Source organism: Amycolatopsis sp. NPDC043885 (assembly GCF_056435685.1).
In genome coordinates, this window is the sequence record NZ_JBWKEA010000004.1 from 365184 (window position 1) to 386400 (window position 21217).

Here is a 21217-nt window from a genome sequence, read left to right on the forward strand (position 1 = left end):
TCACCCTTCGTGCGGATCTGGATCGGCGATCCGACGAGGTGTTCCCGGTGGGGGTTCCGACCCTTTCGAGGATCTTACGGTTGTGGCGAAAGGTGTTCCGCGACAAGGAAAAGCATGCTGTGGCGGGTTCGCGTGACACGCGAACCCGCCGTCTTGGACTTCAGCAGGGTTGCAACAGCCAGCAGAGCCGGTACTTCGCCTGGTAGGTCGTGGATGTACCCGGCGCGATGATGTTCTGCGTCCGCGCACCGCCGTGCGCCCAGCCGGTGAAGGCGTACTTCAGGTTGAGCGGCGGCAGATTCTGCGGGCTGTCCGCGCTGATCGAGTTGGTGGAGCCGGCGATCACCGTCCGGGAGAACGGTGTGCGCTGCTGCGTGCCGCCGACGGTGAGCATCGCCTGGTTGGGACTGGAGGTGAAGCTCAGCGACACCGTCTGGGGCTGGAGGTCGACGGTCTTGCTGCCGGTCCGGCCGGTCGAGTCGGTCGCGGTGAGGGTCAGCCGCAGGTACGACGGGTAGTCGTGGTCCGGTGCGACGAACGAGCCCGCCGCGGCGCCGGGGAAGTCCTGGACGTTGTGCGTATGGCAGGTGCCGTTGGTCGCGCAGTGCCGGATCGCGAGCCGCCACGAGAGCGCCGCCGCCGGGAGCTGTCCGTCCTGGGCGTCGACGGCGCGGCCGGAGAAGGACACGCTCTGGCCGACGGACCAGGTCAGCGTGCTTGCCGGGCTGTCGATGACCGGCACCGGGTCGAGGCCCTCCGGGTTGCCGACGGTCACCCGCACCGTCGTGGTCGCGCTCGCGCCGTGGGAGTCCGTCACCCGCAATCCGGCATCGACGGCGGCGGCCGCGGTGTAGGTCCAGGTGGGGGCGGAGTCCGACGAGTCGTCGTACGCGCCGTCCGCGTCGAGATCCCAGGCGTAGGACAGGGTGTCCCCGGCGTCCGGGTCGGTGGAGGACGTGCCGTCGAACCGCACGGTCAGCGGAGCCGGTCCGCTCGTCGGATTCGCCGTGGACGCCGCGGAAGGCGGCCGGTTGGTGCCGCCCGGATGGCTCACGCGGCGGAGTTCGCCGCTGCCCAGCGCGACGTAGAACAGGTCGCCGCCCGGTCCGGTGAGCACCTGCACCGGGACGTTGACGCCGGTCACGAACGGTACGAGACGGCTTGGGCTCGGCTGGCCGTCGACGGCCTGCATGGCCCAGATGCACCCACGGGACGAGTCGGAGAAGAACAACGCGCCGGAGTAGTCGGCGGGGTAGTTGCTGCCGGATTCGAACGCGATGCCGCTGATCGACGAGCCTCCGGTGGGGCAGGGGTCGCTCGCCACCACCTTGGCGCGGTGGTTGTAGGCGTAGTAGGGCACGGAGTGCCCGCCGGAGGAGTACAGGGACTCGCAGCGGTCGAGGTTCGCGCCGTCGTAGCCTGCCTGCCTGGCGTTGCCTTCGAAACAGGGCCAGCCGAAGTTCTCCGCCACGCCGTCACCGACGTTGGCGACGCGGTTGATCTCCTCCCAGGTGTCCCAGCCGACGTCACCCGCCCAGAGCTCGCCGGTGCCCGGCCGGAAGCCGAACCGGAACTGGTTGCGAGCGCCGTAGGCGATCACGCGCCGGGCGTTGGCGTCGGCGCTGTTCGCGAAGGGGTTGCCGGGGACGCCTTCGCCGGTGTCCGGGTCGATGCGCAGCACCGTTCCGTTGAGCAGGACCGGCTGCCCGGCAGGGCGCCGTGGCGACTGCGAACGCAGCGCGCCGCCCTCGGCGGTCGGCGGCGCGAGGTTCGTCCCGGCAGGCGAGGGCGGATCGGCGCACGGGTTCCCGGCCTGGCCGTAGTCGGTGAAGGTGAAGCTGGCGCCGTCACCGCCGCCCGCGTACAGAGCACCGTCCGGCCCGAAGGCGAGCGCACCGACCGAGTGGCTGGGGAACTGCTGGCACCACCCCGTGACCAGAGGCTTTTCGCTGACGGCCGTGCCGGCCGAACCCATCGTCAGCTGGGAGACCCGGCCGGTCACGACGCATCCCTTGTCCGTGGCGCCGGGCGGGGTCGGGCAGGTGTCACCCCATCGCGGCGCGGTCCCGCCGGGCTCCGCGTCGAGGGTGTACGAGACGTAGACGTACGGCCTGGCGGGAAAAGCGGGGTCGACGGCGAGCCCGAGCAAGCCGCGATCCCAGAAGTCCTGTGTCTGGGTGCGGAGGTCGGCGAACACCATCGCCGTCGTGTCGGCGAGCGAGTCGAAGACCTTGACCAGACCGCTCTTTTCGGCGACGAACACCCGTCCGTCCGGCGCGAACGCGGTGGCGGTCGGCGAGCTGAGCCCGCCGATCGACACCGTGTCGGTGAACCCGGCGGGTACCGCGGCTTCGGCGGGGGCGACGGTGACGAGACCGACCGCGAGCGCGCCGATCAGCGGGCCGACCACGCCCACCGCCAGCGCGCGCCGTGATCTTCGGGGGAACGGGAAACGACGGGAACTCAGCACACGAACTCCTCCGCGCGGGGACCGGCCGGAACAAGACGGCTCTCCGGTATGCCGCGAGAAGGCCGAAAGTTGTTACGCGTCTGCGAGAAACGCGCAGAACTTCGCGGCGCAGCGGGTGTCGACGCGATGGTCACGCCAGCGCGGGCGCCCAGGCGACATCCTCGGTTCCGGGTACGACGCCCTACACACGCCCAGCCCGACCTCGAGGTGGCGGGCGAATGCGGCGACGGGCGGACCGCGGTCGAGCTCGCCGCCCGGTTGCGCCCGGACGTCGTGGTGATGGACGTGCGCATGCCGGTGCTCGACGGTATCGAGGCCACCCGCCTGATGGCGGGCGCCGGCGTGTCTACCGGGCGTTGCGCGCCGGTGCGAGCGGGTTCCTGCTCAAGGACACCCCGCCCGACCGGCTGCTGAACGGGATCCGCACCGTGGCCGACTGCGCGGCCCTGCTGGATCCCGAGGTGACGCGCCGGCTGGTGGGCAGGTACGCCGCCCGGATCCGGCCCCCGGAGGACGAGGACCCGGACGGCAGCCCGCTGACTCCGCGGGAACTGGAGGTACTCCGCCTCATCGCGGACGGCCTCTCCAACAGCGAGATCGCCGCGACCCTCATGATCAGCCAGGAGACCGTCAAGACGTTCGTGTCACGCATGCTCGCCAAACTCGGGCTCCGCGACCGGGTCCAGGCGGTCATCTACGCCTTCCGTCACGGCCTCGTCACCTGAACTGTCCTATTTGGACTTCGCGGCTTCGTCGGTAACGTGCTGGATCGCCCGGACGGCGAGATCCGGCTGGTCGACGTAGATGTAGTGCTCACTGTTCGCGGCCGTGCTCAGATTGCTGCGGCCGGACAGCGCGAGCCACTTCCGCTGGCCATCCGACCACGCCCGCTCCAGGCCCGCGCCGTACTCGGGGACGGCCGCGAGGTACGGCTTGCCGTGCTGGATCACCTCGACCGGAATGTTCCCGGCGGAGCGGACCTCGCCGTCGGTGACCACCAGCTTCTCAGGGCCCTGACCCGCGAACACCGCCAAGGTCTGCTGCCGTAGTTCGGCGGCCATCCCGGTGGTGGTCGGGGGAGTACCTGGCGGCGATCAGCCCGCCGAGTGAATGCCCGGCCAGCACGACCGGCTTGCCGGCGGCGACCCGGTCGAGCACCCCGGTCAGGATCTTCCCGATGCTTTCGAAACTCTGCGGTCCGTCGGGCTGGTCGCTGGCGCCCGCGCCGGGCCGGTCGTAGGAACAGACCTGGCCCTGCGCGGCCAGCGTGTTCTGGAGTCCGGCCAGCTTTGTGACGTCGTCGCCCCCGCCGTGCAGCAGGACGACGACCGGCCGCCCAACGGCCGGCTCACCGGCGCACGAAACGTTCACCGCACGCTCGCCGACCTTGATCTTCTGCGTTCCGGTGAACGCGGCTCGATCCTGTGTGGCGGCGCTGCTGCTCGCGGGCGCCTCCGGTTCCGCTTCCGTGGCTTCGTCGCAGGCCGACAGTGTCACGCCTGCGACGGCGCAGCACAGTGCGATCAGAGCGGATGCCTTACGGGACATGGTGAACTCCTGGTACTGGGGGAACGATTCACCCGGCACGCTACGGATCACGCGGCCGGGAATCGTCACCATGCGGAGTGCACCTGCGCGTAGCTCTCAAGGGTGACAGGACGTCAGCCGTAGGCGCGCAGGAACACGTCCACCCCGTCGGCGAGGATCGCGAGGACCTCCGGCTCGCCCACCGCGCCCGTCTGGTCCTCGTCGGTCACGTCGAGGACCAGACGCATGGTCAGGGCGACGAAGTGCTGCATGGCGCGCCGCGGGTCGGTCAGCCGGAGCTTGCCGTCCACCGCGAACTTCGCGAACCGTTCCTCCATCATCCGTTCGGGTTCGTCCCGTGCCGCTTCAGGCAGTCGTGGCGCCACCGGGGCCTGGGAACTCAACCGCCGGAACGTCGCGTAGTCCGAAGTCGGGAACATCCCCGTCGTCACCCGCCGCGCGAAACCGAGCAAGGCGTCGCGGACGTCGCGGTCGTCGGAGAGTTCTTCGTCGATCGCCTTGCGCACGGTCGCGACCACGGCTTCGTTGGCGCGGCCGAGCACGCCGCGGAAGAGGGTCTGCTTGTCACCGAAGTGGTCGTAGACGGTGCGTTTGGACACTCCGGCCCGTGCCGAGATCGCGTCGACGCTGGTGAGTTCGTAGCCGTCCGACACGAACAACGCTTCGGCGGCGTCAAGGATCGCCGTTCGTTTGGTCTCGGCCTGCAGCCGACGGCCCGGTGTCCGTGCGGTAGCTCTCGGGGTCGCCATGTTCTCATCGTATTCTCAGCCACAGAAAACTGCACCGTGTAGTGTAGTTTTTGAGGCGGGGGATCCGCCTTTCCCTGAATCCCGCACAAGGAGTCCTTCATGCAGGAGAGCAGGATCGGCGCAGGACCACACACAAGATGGAACGGACGGCTCGTCGGCCTCGTGGCGGTGCTGGTGCTCGTCAACTTCATGGTCGACACGGCCATCACCGCACCGCTGCTCGTCCTTCCGGAGATGCTCGACCACTTCGGCACCGATCAGACGGCCTGGCTCAACGCCAGCGCCATGCTGGCGGGCGTGATGTGGGCGCCGTTGCTCGGCAAGAGCGCCGACGTGCACGGCAAACGCAAGGTGCTCGTGCTGACCTTGCTGCTCAGCTGCGCGGGCGCGCTCGTCTGCGCGGTCGCACCAAGTCTCTGGGTCTTCGTGCCCGGGCGCCTGTTGCAAGGGGCGGCCGTGGCCGCCTTGTTCCTTTCGGTCGCGATCGTCCGTGAGATCTGCGCACCGCGGATCGCCATGATCGTGGTGGGCATCGTGACCTCCGGGTCCGCGGTGCTCAACATCGGTTCCCGTTTCCTCACCGAGAAACTGGCCGCGGAGTTCGGTTTTCAGATCTTGTTCCTCGTGTCGGCCGTCGTCGCGATCGCGATGGCGATCTGCGTCCGCGCCGTCCTTCCCGAATCCGTGCTCAAGACCCCGGGCAGGATCGACGCCGGAGGGGCGCTGCTCCTCGGCGGCGGCCTTGCCGGAGTGCTCGGCTACGTCAGCCTCGGCTCGGAGTTCGGCTGGCTCGGACTGGGCCCGGTGGTCCTGCTCGCCGGCGGTGCCGCGGCCTTGTCCAGGTGGTTCCTCGTCTCGAGCCGGAAGCCCGATTCGCTGATCGACGTCCGGCTTATCGGTGCGCCTTTGGCGCTCACGTTGCTGGTGCTCGTCCTCGGCACCGGTTCGTACCAGAGCATGCTCCAGCTCATCCCGCTGGTCAGCGATGTCTCAGCGGACCAAGGGCTCGGGTACGGCCTGGCAGGTCAGGGAACGCTGGCGCTGCTTCTCGCGGCACCCGGTATCGGCGTCATGATCGGCGGCCCGGTGGCCGGGATGCTCGCCACCCGAGTCGGGCCGGCGATGACCCTGGCCGGCGGAATCGCGCTCGGAACCGTGGCCACCCTCGGGATGTTCGTCGGTGTTTCGCAGTTCCCCGTCGCGGTGTTCTTCGCTTTCCTGCTGGGTTTCACGGTCGGCGCGCTGGGGACCTCCGGCTTCAACCTGGCGGGCGGCCTCGCGCCGGCCGAACGGCAGGGCATCGTCTCCAGCCTGGTCATGGTCGTCGTCGCGATCGGATCGGTGGTGCTGGACTTCGTGGGCGCCGCGGTGCTCAAGTCGACTGCCGTGTCCGTCGGCGGCGAGACGGTGAACTCGGGAACGGGTGTCTTCACCTACGTCACCATCGCGTCCGTCGCCTTCGCGATCGCCGCCGTCCTCGTCGTCATGCTGGTGCGAGAGTCGCGCTCCAGCAACAAAACCCCGTCACTGGCTTCTCTCTGACGGAAACGGAGAAAGGAAATGAACACCGTGAAAGGCACTGTTCTGGTCTCTGGAGCGAGCATCGCAGGCCCCGCCGTCGCGTTCTGGCTGCGACGTCACGGATTTTCCGTGACGGTGGTGGAAAAGGCGGGCGGACTGCGCGGCGGCGGATATCCGATCGACGTCCGCGGCACCGCCTTGGAGGTGGCCAGCCGCATGGGAATCCTGCCACAGCTTCAAGAAGCGCATATCGAGACTCGTTTGCTGACCTTCGTCGGCGCCGACGGCGGCGAGGTGGCGTCGGTACATCCGGAGACGGTGACCGGCGGGGTCGAAGGGCGCGACGTCGAGGTGCGACGCGGCGATCTGGCGGAAATCCTGTACGGAGCCACGCGCGACGACGTGGAGTACGTCTTCGGCGACTCGATCGAGACGCTCAGCGAGCACGAGGACGGTGTCGATGTCACCTTCCGCAGTGGAGCGCGGCGCGGTTTCGACCTGGTGGTGGGAGCCGACGGACTGCACTCTCGCACCAGGGAACTCGTTTTCGGTCCCGAGCAGCACTATCGCCGCTATTTGGGATATTGCTTCGCCGGCTTCACCATGCCCAACGAATTCGGCCTGTCGCGGGAAGGTGTGCTCTGGAACGCGCCCGGCCGAGGGGCGGCGCTGTACGCGGTCAAGGGAAGCGACCAGCTCCACGGTTTCCTGGTCGCCGCCCGTCCCGAACCGCCGTACGAGATCCTCCGCGATCCCCAAGCGTGGCGAGACCTCATCGCGACGACCTTCGCCCGCGACGGCTGGGAAATCCCGGCCATGCTCGGCGCCATGCGCGACGCGGACGACCTGTTCTTCGACACCGTCAGCCAGATCCACCAGCCACGCTGGTCCAGCGGCCGCGTTGGGTTGGTCGGCGATGCCGCCTACGCGCCGTCTTTCCTGACAGGACAAGGCACCAGCCTCGCGCTCGTCGGTGCCTACATGCTGGCGAGGTCGCTCGCCACCACCGGGGCTTTCGACGCCTACGAAAGGGAAACGCGGGAATTCGTCGAACTGAACCAGGCGCAGGTAGGCGTCGGCGACGCGGCACTCTTCCCGGTCACCGCCGAAGCCCTCGCGCGACGGGACAGCCGGCTCCGTGGTCTCAGCACCTTGCCGCCGGACGGCGGGCGACCCGAGCACACCGCCCTTATCCTGCCTGATTCCACCGTGGCGTATCAGGACGCGGATTGAGGTTCCAGGATGACGGTGATGGGGCGAGAGGGCCGTCGCCGGTGCGACTGGCGGCCTCCTCGGTGGTCAGACGTGGTGGAGGTATTGCGCCGAGGTTTCGGAACGGATCGCGGTATTGGGGTGGGATGAACTCCGGTGGGTCGTCGGCGGCCATGCGGACTTCCCAGTCACCGTGATGAATCAGCCGGTGATGGAAACCGCACAGCAGCACCAGATTCCGGAGATCGGTGGGTCCTCCGTCTGCCCAGTGATGAATGTGGTGTGCGTGGCAGTTCTTCGGCTTCCGATGACAGAACGCCGGGGAACGCACAGCCCCCATCGCGGATGTTCAACGCACGCCGCTGGCCTGGGGTGACGAAGCGTCTGAGTCGTCCCACATCCAAGGGTTCGCCCGCGGCGCTCATCACGACCGGCAACATCAGGCAATCGCAGGCAGCCAGCCGGGCTTCCCGCGCGGTCATCGTCTCGACGAAATCGAGGCACGCGGTGCCGAGGCCTGATTTCAGTTCGTCGAGTCCGATGGTGACGTGCAGCAACGTGCGGTAGCCGCTGGTGCCGGGTTGGTCGGGGCAGGCGATGGCGAGGTCGAGGATGTCGGCCCAGGCGTTCGCATTTCATTCGCAGATCGGCTTGCCCGAACTCGTCCACGGGCCGTGGTGCGGCGTAGGCCTCCAGTGCGGCGGCGGTGCGGGCACCGGTCTCGTCATCGAGCAGCCCGGTCAGCTTCCAGAACCCGTCCTTGCGGCGCTCCAGGGTGTTTTCCCGGCGCGGCTCCTTGGGCTCGGGATCCTTCGGTTCGTTGCCGTCGGGGTCCAGCCAGCCCAGCAGGTTCGCTTCGGCCTCGGCGAGCTGACGGGACCGGCATCCCGGGCGAGGTCGGCCAGGACTTTCTCCGCACTGGCACGGTCCTCAGCAGAGGTGTCGGCGGGGAGTTTCTTCAAGATCTCCAGGATCTGCTCGATCCGCTCATTCCGACCAACCCCTCTGCCGCCATTACGGCGGTCGCGGGAGCCACAGGCGGAACCTCGGTGCCGTCCAACGCGCGGGCGGGGTTCAGCGCGACGGCCCGGTTCACCACCGCACGCGCTTCACCGACCGACAACCCCGCCATATCGGCGAACCAGTTGGCCGTGCGGCCATAGCCGTACAAGTCTTTCGCACCACGAGACTCGATCTCCGCCAGGAATTGCCCCAATCCGGCGGTAGCCATCCGAATCACCCGCAAGGACTGTTGCACGCCATGGGCAAGCTCCAGCTTGTCGGCGCGCCACAGTTCTTGCGGCAACGCGATGACCGGACCGCCCGGCTTCGATGCCGAGGCCTACGCCAGAAGCGCCGGCTGCTTTCAGGCCGAACTCGCCATCACGACATCATCCTCGAACAGGCTCACAGGACACGGGCTAACGGCGCATCGTCGACAACTTCGGTGTCGCCGGGATCGAGTCACGTTCGACGGAAAAAACGGTGAGGAAGTAGTTCGCCGTAGCGCAGTTGACGTTTTCCCCGCCGGTGAGGTTGACGTTCAACGTATCGCCTTCGACGGTCAGTTCCGCGCCGTCCTCGGCGCAACCGGGCACGACGAAGGCGAAGCCGCGCCGGTCGGCCGGCGACGCGAACGACAAGGCGGCACGGACTTCGTCCAGGTTCGAGATCTTGGCGCGCTCCAGGGTTCGCTGGAGATCCTGTGCGTCGGCCGTTCCCAGCTCCGCGGGTTCCAAGCCCGCCAGCCCGCGGGCTGAGCCGAGTGCCGTGAAGGTCTCGAGCTCCACCTGTCCTTTGCCCGTGCCCACACCGCATCCCGCCACGACCAGTAGAAGGCACACCGCGATCCATCTCATGTGACGTGGACGTAGTGGGCCATTCCCTCGGTTGCGCCGTTCGGGTCTCGAAGCGATATCTTTCCGGCCGGAGGTCGACCATGACCTCAACGTCCTGCTCGACGCGACCAAGGCTACCGTGACGATCGAGAACGACGTCACTCGCGAGAGCACCGTTTCGTTCGCAGAGTTCCGGCGACTGTGTGTCCGAAATGGACAGAACTGCGTCGTGACCGGGTGTCCTACGGCTGATGTCCGCGCCGGAAAGGTTCGACGCCGACGACATGGCGAGCGCGGGTCGGCTCGACGAGGACCTTGACCCGCCGTTCTTCCGGGACCCGCCATTCGAAACGGTCGGTTCCGACGTACTTCTTCGCCAGCCGGTCGATGCACCGATCCGCCTCGACGCCTTCGGCGAACTCGACGACCCGGCCGTGGAGCACGACCCGGTCGTAGGGATTCTCGTTGTCCAGGCAGGACAACGACACCCGAGGCTCGCGGCGCAGGTTCTCCTCCTTTACCCGGCCGACGGCGGTGTTGAACACGATGTGGTCGCCTTCGAGGTCGATCCACATGGCGGAAACCTGGGGGGAACCGTCCAGGTTCACCGTGGCCAGGTGCCAGAACCTCGGTGCCGCGACCCAGTCGCGGATCTGCTCGCTCAGCTCAGCCACAGGGCCCTCCAGTGAGTCAGGACGACGATTGTCGCGTGGCCGACCGCGGATGTCACCTGGTGTCGCCCCTTGACACTTATGACAGTATTTTTCCAACTGCACGACTAGTGCGTTGCCGGGGTTGTGGCGGAGCAGACGACGATCCGGGCCGGCGCCTCTGGGGAGAGGAACTGTCCATGCGGCCAGCCCGCCGAATCTCTGTCGTACTCGCGCTCGGTGTCGCGGCGGGGATCGCCTTCGCGTCGCCGACCCTCGCGGGTCCGTCCGGTGACGACTACTACCAGGACGCACTCGGCAAGACCGGCCCCGAGCTCAAGGCGGCGTTGCACAAGATCATCAGTACCAACACCAAGCTGACGTACGAACAGGTGTGGGACGGGATCAGGGTCGCCGACGAGGATCCGGCCGACAAGGCGAACGTCGTACTGCTCTACAGCGGCCGCTCGCAGGCGAAGACGGCCAACGGCGGGGGAGTCGACGACTGGAACCGGGAACACGTCTGGGCCAAGTCGCACGGTGACTTCGGCACGGCGGTCGGGCCCGGTACCGACTTGCACCACCTGCGCGCGGAAGACGCGTCGGTCAACAGCACGCGCGGGAGCAAGGACTTCGACGCCGGTGGTTCTCCGGTCGAGGAAGCGCCCGGGAGCCTGACCGATGACGACTCGTTCGAGCCGCGCGACGCGGTCAAGGGCGACGTGGCCCGCATGATCCTGTACATGGGCGTCCGGTACGACGGCACCGACGGTTTCCCCGACCTCGAACCCAACGACGCCGTCGACAACGGGTCCAAACCCCACATCGGCCGGGTCTCGGTCCTGCTGAGCTGGCACACCCAGGACCCGCCCGACGCCACCGAGCAGCGCCGTAACCAGGTCATCCACGACCAGTTCCAGCACAACCGCAACCCGTTCATCGACCATCCGGAATGGGCGGCCTCCATCTACGGCTAGGCGCTGTCCTGTAAGTCTGTTCTAGGCGATTCTCCTGAAGAAGCAAATCCTGTCCTGGCCGGGACCGTCGTAGTCGCTGTGCACGGGGAGACCGCCGACCTCTCGATCCCCTGGTTCGAGGGTGAACCCCATGGCGCGATGAAAGGCGATGGATCCGGTGTTCCCCGGCGAGGTGATCGCACGGACTTCCGTGCGGCCCGCCTCGGCGGCGCTGGAAGAATGTCGTGTACAGGCGGCGGGCCGTCCCCTGCCCGCGAAGTTCGGGGTCCACGCCCACGAAATGGATGTACGCCCCGGCGTCGTCGTCGGGGGAGTGGAAGCCGACGAGGAACGCCCTGATTCCGGTTTCGTCCTCCAAGACCAGGCTCGTGCCGGAGAAGAACTGCAGGAACAGCTTGGGGAGCAGCAGGGAAAGTTCGCGGGCCTGGGCGGGGGTGCGCGAGTCGCCCCACCACCGCTGGACCCGGTCGACGATCGCGCTGTGGTCGGAGACGTGGGCTCGGCGCGGCTCGGACATGGCTCTCCTCTCGGCCGATCTCGTCGCCTCACCGTTCTACCGGGTCGTCAGCCGGTCGGCGAGGAAGGCGAGGATCTCGTCCCTCGCGCGCAGTGTGGGATTCCCGGCGGAGTCGACGAGGTGGGCGGTGACGACGCTGTGCGGCGTGCCCACCAGGTCACGGAAAAACGGGGGAGGGTCGGTGTTCGCGGCGCTGTCCGGCAGCACCCGTCCGTCGAAAGCGTCACCGAGGAGTGCCCGGTAGGCGGCGAACCGCTGTCCGGTGCACCAGCGGTCGCCGTCGAAGCGATAGGCGAGCACCTTCAGGCCGTCGCGCGCGATCCGGTCCCGGACCTCGATCGCGTCCTCTTCGGCGAGTTCGAGCGCTCCCGGGTCGTCCAGGGGTAGCGAAGGGTGGTTGACCACGGGGGCGATGACGGCGGGTTCGAGCGCCATGGTGAGGGCGAAGTTGCCGGTGAAGCACAGGCCGATCGCGCCGACCCCGGGACCGCCGCATTCGGCGTGGGCGATCCGCGCGAGCCCCCGCAGCCACCGCGTGACGGGGCTGGTGCCGCCTCCGGCGAACGCGCGGAATTCGGCGCTGACACAAGCGCGGCGGACCACCTCCTCGCCTGCCTCCGCGGTGGGATAGGCGCCGTCGCGCCCGAAGAGCGAGGGAACGTAGACGGTGAAGCCGGCGTCTCGCGCCCACCGCGCGAACCGAAGGACGTCAGGACTGATGCCGGGCATTTCCGGCATCAGTACCACTCCGGGCCCGGATCCCGCGACGTGAACCGTCTTCGTCACGCCGTCCACCTCCACGAGCCGGTGTGAGAAGTCGGTGATGGCATCGTCCAGGTGTCCACGCATGGCGAAAGCTTCGACCGGCGCGGCCTTCGGAGGGATAGGCCAGATCGCCGGATATCGGGGTAATCTCGCCACATGCTGCGAGTGGGAGTCCTCGCCTACCCTGGCTGCTTCGCGTCCGAGGTGTTCGGTGTTCCCGATCTCCTGACGATGGCCACGCACGTCGCGGGTCCGGACCACGCCGGATATGAGGTTTTCGTCGTTTCCCCTCGTCGCAGGGTCTCGGCGTCGGGCGGTGTCGTGGTGACCGTCTCGCCGCTGCGTGAAGTCGACGTCCTCGTCGTCCCGGGATTCGAGCTCACGCCGGGACAGGACATCGACGCGAAGATCGCGAACCTCGCACCGGAGATCGAAGCGATCCGGTCGCATGCCGCCGCGGGCGACGTCGTCGTCTCGCTCTGTGTCGGCGCGTTCCTGCTGGCCGCGGCCGGCCTGCTCGACCATCGCCGCGCCACCACCTCATGGCTCTTCGCGGACGAACTGGCTCAGCGGTGCCCCGAAACCGAAGTCCGGCCCGAGCGTCTCGTCGTGACCGACAGGGGAGTCACGACGACGGCGGCGTTCAGCGCCATGTACGACTTCGCGCTCGAACTGATCCGTGAGCACAGCGGCGCCGAAGTGGCACGGACGACGGCACGGGTGGCACTGGTGGACGACGCGCGGTCGTCGCAGACACCGTACGTCGACACGCGCCTCCTGCCGCAGCCCGGCAACGCGTTTTCCCGTCGGGTCATGCGATGGCTGGACCAGAACCTGACCGTTCGTTACGACCTCGCCGCCTTGGCCGGACGTTTCAACGTCAGCACCCGGACGTTGCTGCGGCGCTTCGCGGAGGAGGCCGGACAGACGCCGCTCGAATACCTGCATTCCTCACGTGTCCGGCGCGCCCGGCATCTCCTCGAAACGACGGATCGGACGGTCGCCGGAATCTGCGCCGCCGTCGGGTATCGGGATCCGGGGACGTTCGCGGCGCTTTTCGCGAAGCACACGGGAAGGCGGCCCGGTGACTATCGGGCCGCCTTCCGCCGCGACTCCAGTACTCTGTGATACTTTGTAGTGGTAGTCAGTGTCACTGACTACCGGGAGCCGAAGAGGGGCGCGATGGACGGTCTGACCGAGATGCTGAAGGGCACGCTCGAGGGTTGCGTGCTGGAGATCGTCGGTGGTGAGGAGACCTACGGGTACGCCATCACGCGCCGGTTGAACGAGCTCGGTTTCGCGGAAGTGGTCGAGGGGACGGTGTACGCGATCCTGTTGCGGCTGGAGAAGAACGGACTGGTCCAGGTGACGAAACGGCCGTCCGAGCAGGGGCCGCCGCGTAAGTTCTACGCGCTCAACGACGCGGGGCGCGAGGAGCTCGCGAGGTTCTGGGCGAAGTGGGAGTACGTCACGTCGCGGATCGACAAGCTCAAGGAGGGCGGGAAATGAAGTTCTGGGACACCATCACGGGCGGCGATCTCACCAGGGAATGGAAGGCCTTCGAGGTCCGGGTCGGGGCCTTGCCCGCCGACCATCGGGCGGCGTGGGAACAGATCGCCGGGCATCTTTCATCCTATTCGGACTTCACCGGCCGGAATCTGATGCCGATCCTCGACGGCGCGTTGGGGTTGCTCGAGGAAACGGCGGCGGACGGGCAGAGTGCGCGCGAGGTGCTGGGTGACGACATCGAGGGCTTCTGCGCGGCGCTGGCAGGCGGGGAGCGTGGCCGTGGCTATCGCGACCGCTGGCGTCAGCAGCTGAACAGGAACGTCGCCAGGAAACTGAAGCAGCTGGGAGGCTGACGTGGGCATCCAGGACATCATCGAGGGCAAGAAGCAGTGGCGTGCGCACGTGGCGCGGGTCAAGGCGCTCCCGCCGGACTATCGGATCGTCTACAAGGAGATGCAGAAGTACCTTTTCAAGGTGGGACCGGTCGATCTGGCCGACGGGCCCCTGCTGCCCGGGATCGTGGACTTCTTCGAGGAAGGAGCCGCGTCCGGAAAGGGAGTGCTGGAGCTCATCGGTGAAGACGTCGCCGCCTTCTGTGACGAGCTGATCAAGGACACACCCACTTACGCGGACGTCTATCAGGAGTCCCTCGACGGGCGATCCGGCACGGCCGGGAAGTAAGGCCTAGTACCGCTCTCGGGGCGGTTCGGTGTGGGCCCTGCATGTCGTACGGGGCGTGGATTTCGAGGTGGCGAGGGGTAGCATCTTCGCCCTTCTCGGCTCCAACAGGGCCGGCAAGACCACCGTCGTGAGAATCCTGTCCACGTTGCTCAAGGCGGACGCGGGGAAGGCGAGTGTCGATGGCTGGGATGTCGCCACGCGACCGGCGAACGTGCGGGAAAGCATCAGGCAAGATCGCGGACGATCTGCTGGCCCGGTTTTCGCTGACCGACGCGGGCACGCGGAAGGTGTCGACGTATTCGGGCAGGATGCGCCGTCGGCTGGACATCGCCATGAGCCTCATCGGGAATCCGCCGGTGATCTTCCTGGACGAGGCCGAGCAGCTCGCCGACCGGATCGCGATCCTCCACAAAGGACGGATCATCGTGAACGGCACGCTCGCCGAACTGAAGCGGCTGCTCCCGCCCGCCGAGGTCGAATACGTCGAGAAACAGCCGTCTCTCGAGGACGTCTTCCTGGCCATCGTCGGCGCGGGCAAGTAGGGGAGAAGACGATGAGCGAACATTTCTTCGGTGACACGACCGTCCTGTTGGGACGCTCGATGAAACATGTCACGCGCAGCATGGACACCATCATCACGACCGCGATGATGCCGGTCGCCATGATGCTGATGTTCGTCTACGTCTTCGGCGGCGCGATCGAAACGGGGACGGATTCGTATGTGAACTAAATGCTGCCCGGCATCCTGCTGATCACGGTCGCGTCGGGTGTCGCCTACACCGCGCTCCGGCTCTTCACCGATATGAAGAGCGGGATCTTCGAGCGATTCCCATCGCTGCCCATCGCGCGCTCGGGCGTGTTGTGGGCGCACGTACTGACCTCGCTGGCCGCCAATCTGCTCTCGCTGGTCATCGTCGTGGGCGTCGCCCTGCTCATGGGCTTCCGTTCGGGGGCGGGTGTGCTGACCTGGTTCGCGGTCGCCGGCATCCTGCTGCTGTTCACCCTGGCGCTGACGTGGCTGGCCGTCATCCCCGGCCTGTCCGCGAAATCCGTCGACGGGGCGAGCGCGTTCTCCTACCCGCTCATCTTCCTGCCCTTCCTCAGCTCGGCGTTCGTGCCCACCGCCACCATGCCGGGCCCCGTGCGCGCCTTCGCGGAGCATCAGCCGGTGACGTCGATCGTCAACGCCATCCGTGCCCTGTTCGGCCGGCAACCGGTCGGCGACGGCATCTGGATCGCCCTGGCCTGGTGTGCCGGTCTTCTCGTCGTCGCGTACTTCTTCGCCACGATCACCTACCGGCGCAAGATCTCCTGACCTGCCGGTCAGTCGTCCGGGCCGCGCAAGGTGAGGACCACGCGGAGCACGTGTTCGACCGCGGCCGGGAACGCGGCTCCGCGTAGTTCGCCGCGGCTGACGAGGGTGCGTCCGGCGAAGTCCAGCATCCGGTCCTCACCAAGGCGCCGGACGGTCAGCGTCGCCACTTCCTCGAGGTCGAGTTCGGGATGGTCCATGCGGGTCAGCGCGAATTCGATGAGCAGCTGTTCGTCCGTCACTTCCCACCTCCGCCTCGCCTCGAGGATACGGCGGCGCCGGGCGGTCAGCGCGAGGTGCGGTCGAGGAAGTCCCGGATCAGGGTGGCGATCTTCGGGCCGTGCGTTTCGAGGGCGAAATGCCCGGCGTCGAGAAGGTGCAGTTCGGCGTCGGGCAGGTCTCGAAGGAACGCGCGGGCTCCGTCGGCGCCGAAGATCTCGTCGTGCTCGCCCCAGGTGATGAGCGTCGGGGGACGGTGGTCGCGGAAGTACTGCTGGAAGGCCGGGTAGACGTCGAGATTGAACTGGTAGTCCCAGAACAGCTGCAGTTGCACCTCCTTGTTGCCGGGGCGGTCGAGCAGGGCCTGGTCGAGGGTCCAGGTGTCCGGGGTGAGCCGGTCCAGCCGGTCGGCGGGGACACCGTGGGTGTACTGCCAGCGGGTCGCCGCGGGCTCCAGGAGTTCGCGCACGGCTTCTTCGTGGGTTTCGCGGTCCTTGGCGTGCGCGAACAGCACATCCCAGAACGGTGTGAAGCCGTCGACGTAGGCGTTGCCGGACTGCACCAGCAGCGCGCTGACCCGCTCCGGATGACGGCTCGCGATGCGGAGCCCGATGGGTGCCCCGTAGTCCTGGATGTAGAGGGCGAAACGGTCCAGGCCGAGCGCGTCGATGAGCCCCATGGTGATCGCGGTCAGATTCTCGAACGAATAGTCGAACCGATCGACGGGCGGGGCGTCCGAGTACCCGAAGCCGATGTGGTCGGGGGCGATGACGTGATAGCGGTCGGCCAGCGCGGGGATCAACGTGCGGAACATGTGCGACGACGTGGGGAAACCGTGCAGCAGCAGCACGGTGGGCGCGGTGGGGTCGCCGGCTTCCCGGTAGAACACGCTGCGGCCGTCGATGGTCGCCGTGCGGTGAAAGACCTCGTCGGCGGACCGGGTTGCTTCGGGCATGTCAGGTGCTCCTTGCTCTAACTGTCTAAATACGTTTGAACGGTTAGAGGTAAACATGGGGCGACCTAACCTGTCAAGCGGCTGACGGAGGGTAGGATGACGCTGTGCTGCAACGCCCCCTGGTCGGCGAGCCGATCGCCCTGGACCTGCTGAACACCACGTGGCCCGACCGTGGTGAGCAGCGGGACGTCTTCGACGAACCCGGCGGGGTGGGCGCCTGGCTGGCCGAGCGAGGCCTCCCGGATGTGCCGGGAGCGGAGGAACCGTTGCGTCACACGCGTTCCGTCCTGCGCGAGGTGCTCGAAAGCCCCGGCGTTTCCGCCGAACGCGCGCTGAACGAGGTCCTGGCGCGCGGACGTTTGCGGCCGGAGCTGCGGCAAGGCGGCCCCGAAGAAGTGGTCGAGGTCGAGGAAGCGGCCTGGCGACCGGCATGGCTCGCGGCATACGGCTACTTGACCCTGCTTCGCACGCGCCCGGAACGGATCAAGCGATGCTCGGCGTATCCGGTGTGCACGCTGTACTTCGACGACACGACCCGCAACGGCACCAGGCGATGGTGCTCCATGGAAACCTGTGGCAACCGGGCGAAGGCCGCTCGTCACTATCGCCGCGAACGGTCGGCCTAGCGCCCGCCCTCGAGGGCTACCGCCGGAACCAGCGGCGCCGTTTTTCCTCGGTGTCGGCAGGCTGTAGTCCCAACCTTCCGGTCAGGAAGAAGGTTCCCGTCACGATGTTGCCGCGCGCGGGCGGCTGCTCCAGTTCGGTGGCCGCGATGGCGACGTCGAGCTCGATCGCGGCGATGGTGCGGACCCGGATCCGATGGAATGCCTTGCCGGTGACCGTATTCACGGGAGTTTCGGCCTCGACGACCTCGCCGGCGAACAGCGCGTGGGCGGACGGCGTCCAGTCGGGCGAGGGCTCCTCGGGCGCGAAGGTGCCGGACGGGATGAAGTGGTCGGCTGCGAATTTCAGTCCGTCGTCGTCCTGGGAGGCCGCGTAGGCATCGGCGTCGGCGTGCACGGTGACGTCTTCGGCGAGAGCCGCCAGCACCAGGGAGCCGGACTCGAGCCGCCCGCCGGCGTTGGCGAGGACCGCCCGGTCTTCCAGCTCGACCGCGATGGGGCAGATCATCTCCCCGGCGACGCCGTCGAGGAGGTCGAGCATCGCGGTCTCGGCGTCGACGAGGCGAACGTCGCGCACCGGTACCGCCGTCGTCGTGCCGGCCAGGCAGGGCAGAAGGAAGTCGATCTCGCCCTTGCGAACCTGCGCGACCAGCCGGGCGCCGGAAGGGTCGGTCCAGACATGTTCGCTGGTCTTCTTGTCGATCTGCCGGGCCGTGCCCGCGCTGATCGAGGAGACCACCAGTTCCCCGAACTCGTCCTGACTGGTGACGCCGATCCCGATCGCCTCGAAATGGCTGGCCACGATAACTCCCTCTGTCGCACTGTCCGCTGGAGACTACTGGGCGGACCCGAACAAGGTCATCCAGGTGTTCGTGCGGCCGCAGAGACCGGCGCTTGCGTAATACTGGCCGTCATGAACCAGACCGCCCGCGAGTTCGCACGGTTACGAAGTCTGATCGAGCGGGAACTACCCGGCGCCGCGCCGTTCCTGCCCGGCGCGACCGAACGCGACCTCGACCGGCTCGCCACCGAGACCGGGCTTGTCCTGCCGCCCGAACTGTGCGCCCTGCTGAGCGTGTCGGCGGGCCAGGACGACCCCGACGAGTTGAACGGCCCGCTCAACTTCCAGCATTTCCTGACCATCGACGAGATCGTCGAGATGCACCGGATGCTGACCGACGTGGTCGGCGACATGGCCACGCCCGTCGGGCAACCTTCCTGCTACCGGTGGACGGTGTGGTCGGAATCCTGGCTGCCGTTCCTCGCGTTCCAGGGCGATTGCCACTTCCTGGACCTGGATCCCGGCGAACGTGGCACCCGCGGTCAGGTCGTGTTCCGTCCCAACGTCCCTGAGCTCGACGAGCCGAAAGCGCCGTCGCTCACCGCGTTTCTCGCCCGTGCCGCCGACCTCGTCGAAGCCGGGCACGTCAAGGTCGAAGACAGCACGTTCGTCGTCCCCGATCTTTGCTGAACGGGTGAGCCGGGCGCCGAGGTGCTCTTCGGTGTCGTCGGAGCCAGGTCGGGGCTGTTCGTCATCCTCGTTCACTGAGGTGCTGGACGAGTTCGTCGATGAGCAAGGCCTCAGCGATCTCCACGGCGATCTTCGCGACGCCCGCACCGGCGACTGCGGACTCGAAACAAAGTATGTGCTTCTTCGGCCGTCAGCTCCCGGGTCGATTCGCCCGCGGCCAAGGTGATCCTGTACAGATCCGCCACGTAGCTGAAGGACAAGGCGACGAGGAAGAAGAGGTACAGGGTGAAGACGGCGTACTCCACGCCGTCGTCCTCGGCGAGCTCTTCGAACTTCAGCATGGCTTCGACAGCCAAGTTGCACACACCTGGAATCATCACTGGAAGGACAGCCTGCGAAATCCTTTCCGCCGTTTCGTCTTGCCCCCGAGAATCGGCATCGGAGTCCGTCCGTACGGTGACTCCGCGGCGATGATGAGCCAACAGCCGGTCGACGAAATCGGCAGTCGAGCTCCGCACCGACTTGAACTTCTGCAGCGCGAAGCGCATGGCGCACCCGGCCGTCATCGCATCGTATTCCCCTGGAGGAACGCGGCAATGTTCGAGGAGCCAGCAAATGAAGCGTCGAATCGTCGGCGAAATGACAGAAGAGCGACGGTCGCGACGGCGGGCGCGGCGATCCGGTCGAAAAGACTTGCCATTCGGCGAACTGGTGCGGCGGTGTTTCGTCCGCGGAGCGGCGACGGCGGCCGGCGGCGCCGTGATCAGCCTGGCGATGTTCTGGATCGAGAACCGTGGCTGAATTGCGAGGCGCCGTGAAATCGACCGACAACGGCGGTGGAACGCGAAGCGTCGAGGACGATCAGGCCAGGTGTGGCTCCTGAACTCGCCAAGTCCTGTGTGGACGTCGAGGCAGCCGTCGCTTTGACCGAAGGCCATGGGGGCAAGGAACAGCGTCCCCAGGATGAGGGAGTCGTGGTCCGTCGTGAAGGGGTTTCCACCGCTGACCTGCCGCCCGGTGGCGAAGGCCGGTGCCCACTGTCCGGGTGTGATGGCACCGCGGTGCCAAGGTGGGGCACGATCCGTTCGGCGTCCTCTCGCCGGGCCGAGTCCGGAGTGGTGACTCACTGTCCGCCGGTAGATCCCGGCCGCCCGACGGTGGTCCATCTGACGCGCGTGGAAAAGACGGAGGTCGGCCTCGCTGCGGCGATCGGCGAGTTCGTCGACAGGCGTCCACTCATCGGGTCGCTGCTCGGATGCGGCGTCACGCTGGGTCGGCCATTCGGCCGATGTGCACCCCGGCCGATGAGCCGATCCAGTCGTGATCATCACCCCATAGCGTGACGACTGTCAGCAATTCGTCGTCTTCGGGGAGTTCACGATAATGCTTCGCAAAACAGGCGTACTGATGATCGGGTTGGCCACGGCGGGAGCGGTGCTGGTACCGGGGATCGCCGCGGCGGCTGACGGGCCGACGCCCTACGTCATCGGCGGGCACGACGCCACCGAGGATTACTCGTTCATGGTGTCGTTGCAGCAGGGCGGGAGGCACTTCTGCGGCGGCTCGCTGATCAGTGAGGACTGGGTGGTGACCGCGGCGCACTGCGTGCAGGGAGCGCAGCCGGGGCAGATCAGGACCAGGATCGGGGCGCGGCAGCACGCCGGCGGGGGCACCGAGACCGGGGTCAGCCGGATCATCGTGCATCCGGACTTCACCGGGAAGGAGCCGCTGGGCCAGGACATCGCGTTGGTGCGGCTGGACAAACCGGTGACCGAGCGGCCGATCAAGATCGCCGAGGCCGTGGGCGACGCGGGAACGGCGACCCGGATCCTCGGCTGGGGTGAGCACTGCGCCGACCAGAACTGCGGCGCGCCGGAGATCCTCCAGGAACTGGACACCGAGGTCAGGCCGGCGGAGGACTGTCGCACCATCGCCGCGGGCAAGGAGATCTGCACCGGTTCCGACACTCCGGACGCGATGGGCTGCTACGGCGACTCCGGCGGTCCGCAGATCAAGGGCAGGCCCGGTGAGTGGGAACTGGTCGGCGCCACCAGCCGCGATGGTGACGCGGATCCGAAATGCGCCAGCGGTCTGGGCATCTGGACCGATGTGACGGTGTACCGGGACTGGATCGCCGAGCAAACGAGCCGAACGCAGACCGTGGCGTGATGTAGGGGCGTGTCGTGAAAGCCACCTTCGG

General features: G+C 67.4%; 22 protein-coding genes and 4 pseudogenes. 13 read left to right on the top strand and 13 right to left on the bottom strand.

The window, feature by feature from the left end; all coding sequences use genetic code 11:
- Positions 1 to 160: 160 nt before the first annotated feature.
- Positions 161 to 2470 (bottom strand): PQQ-dependent sugar dehydrogenase, encoded by a 2310-nt coding sequence (locus AC069I_RS16800; RefSeq protein ID WP_478265780.1) that lies wholly within the window; start codon positions 2468 to 2470, stop codon positions 161 to 163.
- Positions 2471 to 2659: 189 nt separating this feature from the next.
- Between AC069I_RS16800 and AC069I_RS16805 the strand changes: the two are divergent.
- Positions 2660 to 3195: pseudogene (locus AC069I_RS16805) on the top strand (LuxR C-terminal-related transcriptional regulator); the annotation flags it as partial.
- A gap of 6 nt (positions 3196 to 3201) precedes the next feature.
- Here the strand turns inward: AC069I_RS16805 and AC069I_RS16810 are convergent.
- Genes AC069I_RS16810 through AC069I_RS16820 form a run of 3 tightly spaced genes read right to left on the bottom strand, consistent with a single transcriptional unit; the run spans position 3202 to position 4767 of the window.
- Positions 3202 to 3531, bottom strand: coding sequence for a hypothetical protein (locus AC069I_RS16810; protein WP_478265781.1), 330 nt, complete (start codon positions 3529 to 3531; stop codon positions 3202 to 3204).
- On the bottom strand, positions 3476 to 4090 hold the full coding sequence (locus tag AC069I_RS16815; RefSeq protein WP_478265782.1) for an alpha/beta fold hydrolase: 615 nt from the start codon (positions 4088 to 4090) through the stop codon (positions 3476 to 3478). Before AC069I_RS16815 ends, AC069I_RS16810 begins: the two co-directional genes overlap by 56 nt.
- 41 nt (positions 4091 to 4131) lie before the next feature.
- Positions 4132 to 4767 carry a TetR/AcrR family transcriptional regulator gene (locus tag AC069I_RS16820; RefSeq protein WP_478228950.1) on the bottom strand — a complete coding sequence of 212 codons (636 nt, stop codon included), beginning with the start codon at positions 4765 to 4767 and terminating at the stop codon, positions 4132 to 4134.
- 99 nt (positions 4768 to 4866) lie between these two features.
- Between AC069I_RS16820 and AC069I_RS16825 the strand changes: the two genes are divergently transcribed.
- On the top strand, positions 4867 to 6309 hold the full coding sequence (locus AC069I_RS16825; RefSeq protein ID WP_478265783.1) for an MFS transporter: 1443 nt from the start codon (positions 4867 to 4869) through the stop codon (positions 6307 to 6309).
- 18 nt (positions 6310 to 6327) lie between these two features.
- Positions 6328 to 7521, top strand: a complete 1194-nt coding sequence (locus tag AC069I_RS16830; protein ID WP_478265784.1) for an FAD-dependent monooxygenase — start codon at positions 6328 to 6330, stop codon at positions 7519 to 7521.
- Positions 7522 to 7587: 66 nt separating this feature from the next.
- Here the strand turns inward: AC069I_RS16830 and AC069I_RS16835 are convergent.
- The 3 genes and pseudogenes from AC069I_RS16835 to AC069I_RS16845 all read right to left on the bottom strand — a co-directional run bounded on the left by AC069I_RS16835 (position 7588) and on the right by AC069I_RS16845 (position 10012).
- A pseudogene (locus AC069I_RS16835) lies at positions 7588 to 8812 on the bottom strand (HNH endonuclease signature motif containing protein).
- Between the two features lie 109 nt (positions 8813 to 8921).
- Positions 8922 to 9290 (bottom strand): hypothetical protein, encoded by a 369-nt coding sequence (locus AC069I_RS16840; RefSeq protein WP_478232487.1) that lies wholly within the window; start codon positions 9288 to 9290, stop codon positions 8922 to 8924.
- 290 nt (positions 9291 to 9580) lie between these two features.
- A complete protein-coding gene (locus AC069I_RS16845) occupies positions 9581 to 10012 on the bottom strand; it encodes a PPOX class F420-dependent oxidoreductase (RefSeq protein ID WP_478265785.1) in 432 nt (143 codons plus the stop codon).
- A 176-nt stretch (positions 10013 to 10188) separates the two neighbouring features.
- On the opposite strand from AC069I_RS16845, the gene AC069I_RS16850 reads away from it, so the two are divergent.
- Positions 10189 to 10965, top strand: coding sequence for an endonuclease I family protein (locus tag AC069I_RS16850; protein WP_478265786.1), 777 nt, complete (start codon positions 10189 to 10191; stop codon positions 10963 to 10965).
- Here the strand turns inward: AC069I_RS16850 and AC069I_RS16855 are convergent.
- Positions 10925 to 11482, bottom strand: coding sequence for a GNAT family N-acetyltransferase (locus tag AC069I_RS16855; RefSeq protein WP_478265787.1), 558 nt, complete (start codon positions 11480 to 11482; stop codon positions 10925 to 10927). The two genes, AC069I_RS16850 and AC069I_RS16855, sit on opposite strands and share 41 nt — an antisense overlap.
- Positions 11483 to 11518: 36 nt before the next feature.
- Positions 11519 to 12331, bottom strand: coding sequence for a dienelactone hydrolase family protein (locus AC069I_RS16860; RefSeq protein ID WP_340682817.1), 813 nt, complete (start codon positions 12329 to 12331; stop codon positions 11519 to 11521).
- 72 nt (positions 12332 to 12403) lie between these two features.
- On the opposite strand from AC069I_RS16860, the gene AC069I_RS16865 reads away from it, so the two are divergent.
- The 6 genes and pseudogenes from AC069I_RS16865 to AC069I_RS16890 all read left to right on the top strand — a co-directional run bounded on the left by AC069I_RS16865 (position 12404) and on the right by AC069I_RS16890 (position 15752).
- Positions 12404 to 13375: a GlxA family transcriptional regulator gene (locus tag AC069I_RS16865; RefSeq protein WP_478265788.1), complete on the top strand. Its 972-nt coding sequence runs from the start codon at positions 12404 to 12406 to the stop codon at positions 13373 to 13375.
- Between the two features lie 54 nt (positions 13376 to 13429).
- A complete protein-coding gene (locus AC069I_RS16870; RefSeq protein WP_340682815.1) occupies positions 13430 to 13756 on the top strand; it encodes a PadR family transcriptional regulator in 327 nt (108 codons plus the stop codon).
- Positions 13753 to 14109 carry a DUF1048 domain-containing protein gene (locus AC069I_RS16875; protein WP_478228956.1) on the top strand — a complete coding sequence of 119 codons (357 nt, stop codon included), beginning with the start codon at positions 13753 to 13755 and terminating at the stop codon, positions 14107 to 14109. Before AC069I_RS16870 ends, AC069I_RS16875 begins: the two co-directional genes overlap by 4 nt.
- Position 14110: 1 nt before the next feature.
- Entirely contained in the window at positions 14111 to 14437 is a 327-nt protein-coding gene (locus AC069I_RS16880) for a DUF1048 domain-containing protein (protein ID WP_478265789.1), read from the top strand.
- Between the two features lie 28 nt (positions 14438 to 14465).
- A pseudogene (locus tag AC069I_RS16885) lies at positions 14466 to 14979 on the top strand (ATP-binding cassette domain-containing protein).
- 11 nt (positions 14980 to 14990) lie between these two features.
- A pseudogene (locus AC069I_RS16890) lies at positions 14991 to 15752 on the top strand (ABC transporter permease).
- 8 nt (positions 15753 to 15760) lie between these two features.
- On the opposite strand, the gene AC069I_RS16895 reads toward AC069I_RS16890, so the two are convergent.
- Together AC069I_RS16895 and AC069I_RS16900 are read right to left on the bottom strand one after the other, a co-directional pair.
- Positions 15761 to 15991 carry a hypothetical protein gene (locus AC069I_RS16895; protein WP_340682811.1) on the bottom strand — a complete coding sequence of 77 codons (231 nt, stop codon included), beginning with the start codon at positions 15989 to 15991 and terminating at the stop codon, positions 15761 to 15763.
- Positions 15992 to 16035: 44 nt separating this feature from the next.
- Entirely contained in the window at positions 16036 to 16923 is an 888-nt protein-coding gene (locus AC069I_RS16900; RefSeq protein WP_478265790.1) for an alpha/beta fold hydrolase, read from the bottom strand.
- 104 nt (positions 16924 to 17027) lie between these two features.
- On the opposite strand from AC069I_RS16900, the gene AC069I_RS16905 reads away from it, so the two are divergent.
- Positions 17028 to 17549 carry a CGNR zinc finger domain-containing protein gene (locus AC069I_RS16905; protein WP_478228959.1) on the top strand — a complete coding sequence of 174 codons (522 nt, stop codon included), beginning with the start codon at positions 17028 to 17030 and terminating at the stop codon, positions 17547 to 17549.
- Positions 17550 to 17565: 16 nt separating this feature from the next.
- On the opposite strand, the gene AC069I_RS16910 is transcribed toward AC069I_RS16905, so the two are convergent.
- Positions 17566 to 18348, bottom strand: a complete 783-nt coding sequence (locus tag AC069I_RS16910; RefSeq protein ID WP_478265791.1) for a hypothetical protein — start codon at positions 18346 to 18348, stop codon at positions 17566 to 17568.
- A 111-nt stretch (positions 18349 to 18459) separates the two neighbouring features.
- Here AC069I_RS16910 and AC069I_RS16915 point away from each other — a divergent pair, with 111 nt between their 5' ends.
- Positions 18460 to 19017 (top strand): SMI1/KNR4 family protein, encoded by a 558-nt coding sequence (locus tag AC069I_RS16915; RefSeq protein ID WP_478232495.1) that lies wholly within the window; start codon positions 18460 to 18462, stop codon positions 19015 to 19017.
- Positions 19018 to 19127: 110 nt separating this feature from the next.
- Here AC069I_RS16915 and AC069I_RS16920 read toward each other — a convergent pair whose 3' ends face one another.
- Positions 19128 to 19955: a hypothetical protein gene (locus AC069I_RS16920; RefSeq protein ID WP_478265792.1), complete on the bottom strand. Its 828-nt coding sequence runs from the start codon at positions 19953 to 19955 to the stop codon at positions 19128 to 19130.
- Between the two features lie 445 nt (positions 19956 to 20400).
- Here AC069I_RS16920 and AC069I_RS16925 point away from each other — a divergent pair, with 445 nt between their 5' ends.
- The gene (locus AC069I_RS16925) at positions 20401 to 21186 is read left to right on the top strand and encodes a S1 family peptidase (RefSeq protein WP_478228964.1); all 786 of its coding nucleotides are present in this window, start codon (positions 20401 to 20403) and stop codon (positions 21184 to 21186) included.
- The last annotated feature ends 31 nt before the right edge of the window (positions 21187 to 21217 follow it).

Coding starts and splice junctions, on each gene's coding strand:
- AC069I_RS16820 (WP_478228950.1), bottom strand. CDS start 4,767: ATGGCGACCCCGAGAGCTACCGCACGGACACCGGGCCGTCGGCTGCAG.
- AC069I_RS16825 (WP_478265783.1), top strand. CDS start 4,867: ATGCAGGAGAGCAGGATCGGCGCAGGACCACACACAAGATGGAACGGA.
- AC069I_RS16865 (WP_478265788.1), top strand. CDS start 12,404: ATGCTGCGAGTGGGAGTCCTCGCCTACCCTGGCTGCTTCGCGTCCGAG.
- AC069I_RS16810 (WP_478265781.1), bottom strand. CDS start 3,531: ATGGCCGCCGAACTACGGCAGCAGACCTTGGCGGTGTTCGCGGGTCAG.
- AC069I_RS16920 (WP_478265792.1), bottom strand. CDS start 19,955: ATGGCCTTCGGTCAAAGCGACGGCTGCCTCGACGTCCACACAGGACTT.
- AC069I_RS16855 (WP_478265787.1), bottom strand. CDS start 11,482: ATGTCCGAGCCGCGCCGAGCCCACGTCTCCGACCACAGCGCGATCGTC.
- AC069I_RS16915 (WP_478232495.1), top strand. CDS start 18,460: ATGAACCAGACCGCCCGCGAGTTCGCACGGTTACGAAGTCTGATCGAG.
- AC069I_RS16860 (WP_340682817.1), bottom strand. CDS start 12,331: ATGCGTGGACACCTGGACGATGCCATCACCGACTTCTCACACCGGCTC.
- AC069I_RS16850 (WP_478265786.1), top strand. CDS start 10,189: ATGCGGCCAGCCCGCCGAATCTCTGTCGTACTCGCGCTCGGTGTCGCG.
- AC069I_RS16875 (WP_478228956.1), top strand. CDS start 13,753: ATGAAGTTCTGGGACACCATCACGGGCGGCGATCTCACCAGGGAATGG.
- AC069I_RS16870 (WP_340682815.1), top strand. CDS start 13,430: ATGGACGGTCTGACCGAGATGCTGAAGGGCACGCTCGAGGGTTGCGTG.
- AC069I_RS16900 (WP_478265790.1), bottom strand. CDS start 16,923: ATGCCCGAAGCAACCCGGTCCGCCGACGAGGTCTTTCACCGCACGGCG.
- AC069I_RS16925 (WP_478228964.1), top strand. CDS start 20,401: ATGCTTCGCAAAACAGGCGTACTGATGATCGGGTTGGCCACGGCGGGA.
- AC069I_RS16830 (WP_478265784.1), top strand. CDS start 6,328: ATGAACACCGTGAAAGGCACTGTTCTGGTCTCTGGAGCGAGCATCGCA.
- AC069I_RS16815 (WP_478265782.1), bottom strand. CDS start 4,090: ATGGTGACGATTCCCGGCCGCGTGATCCGTAGCGTGCCGGGTGAATCG.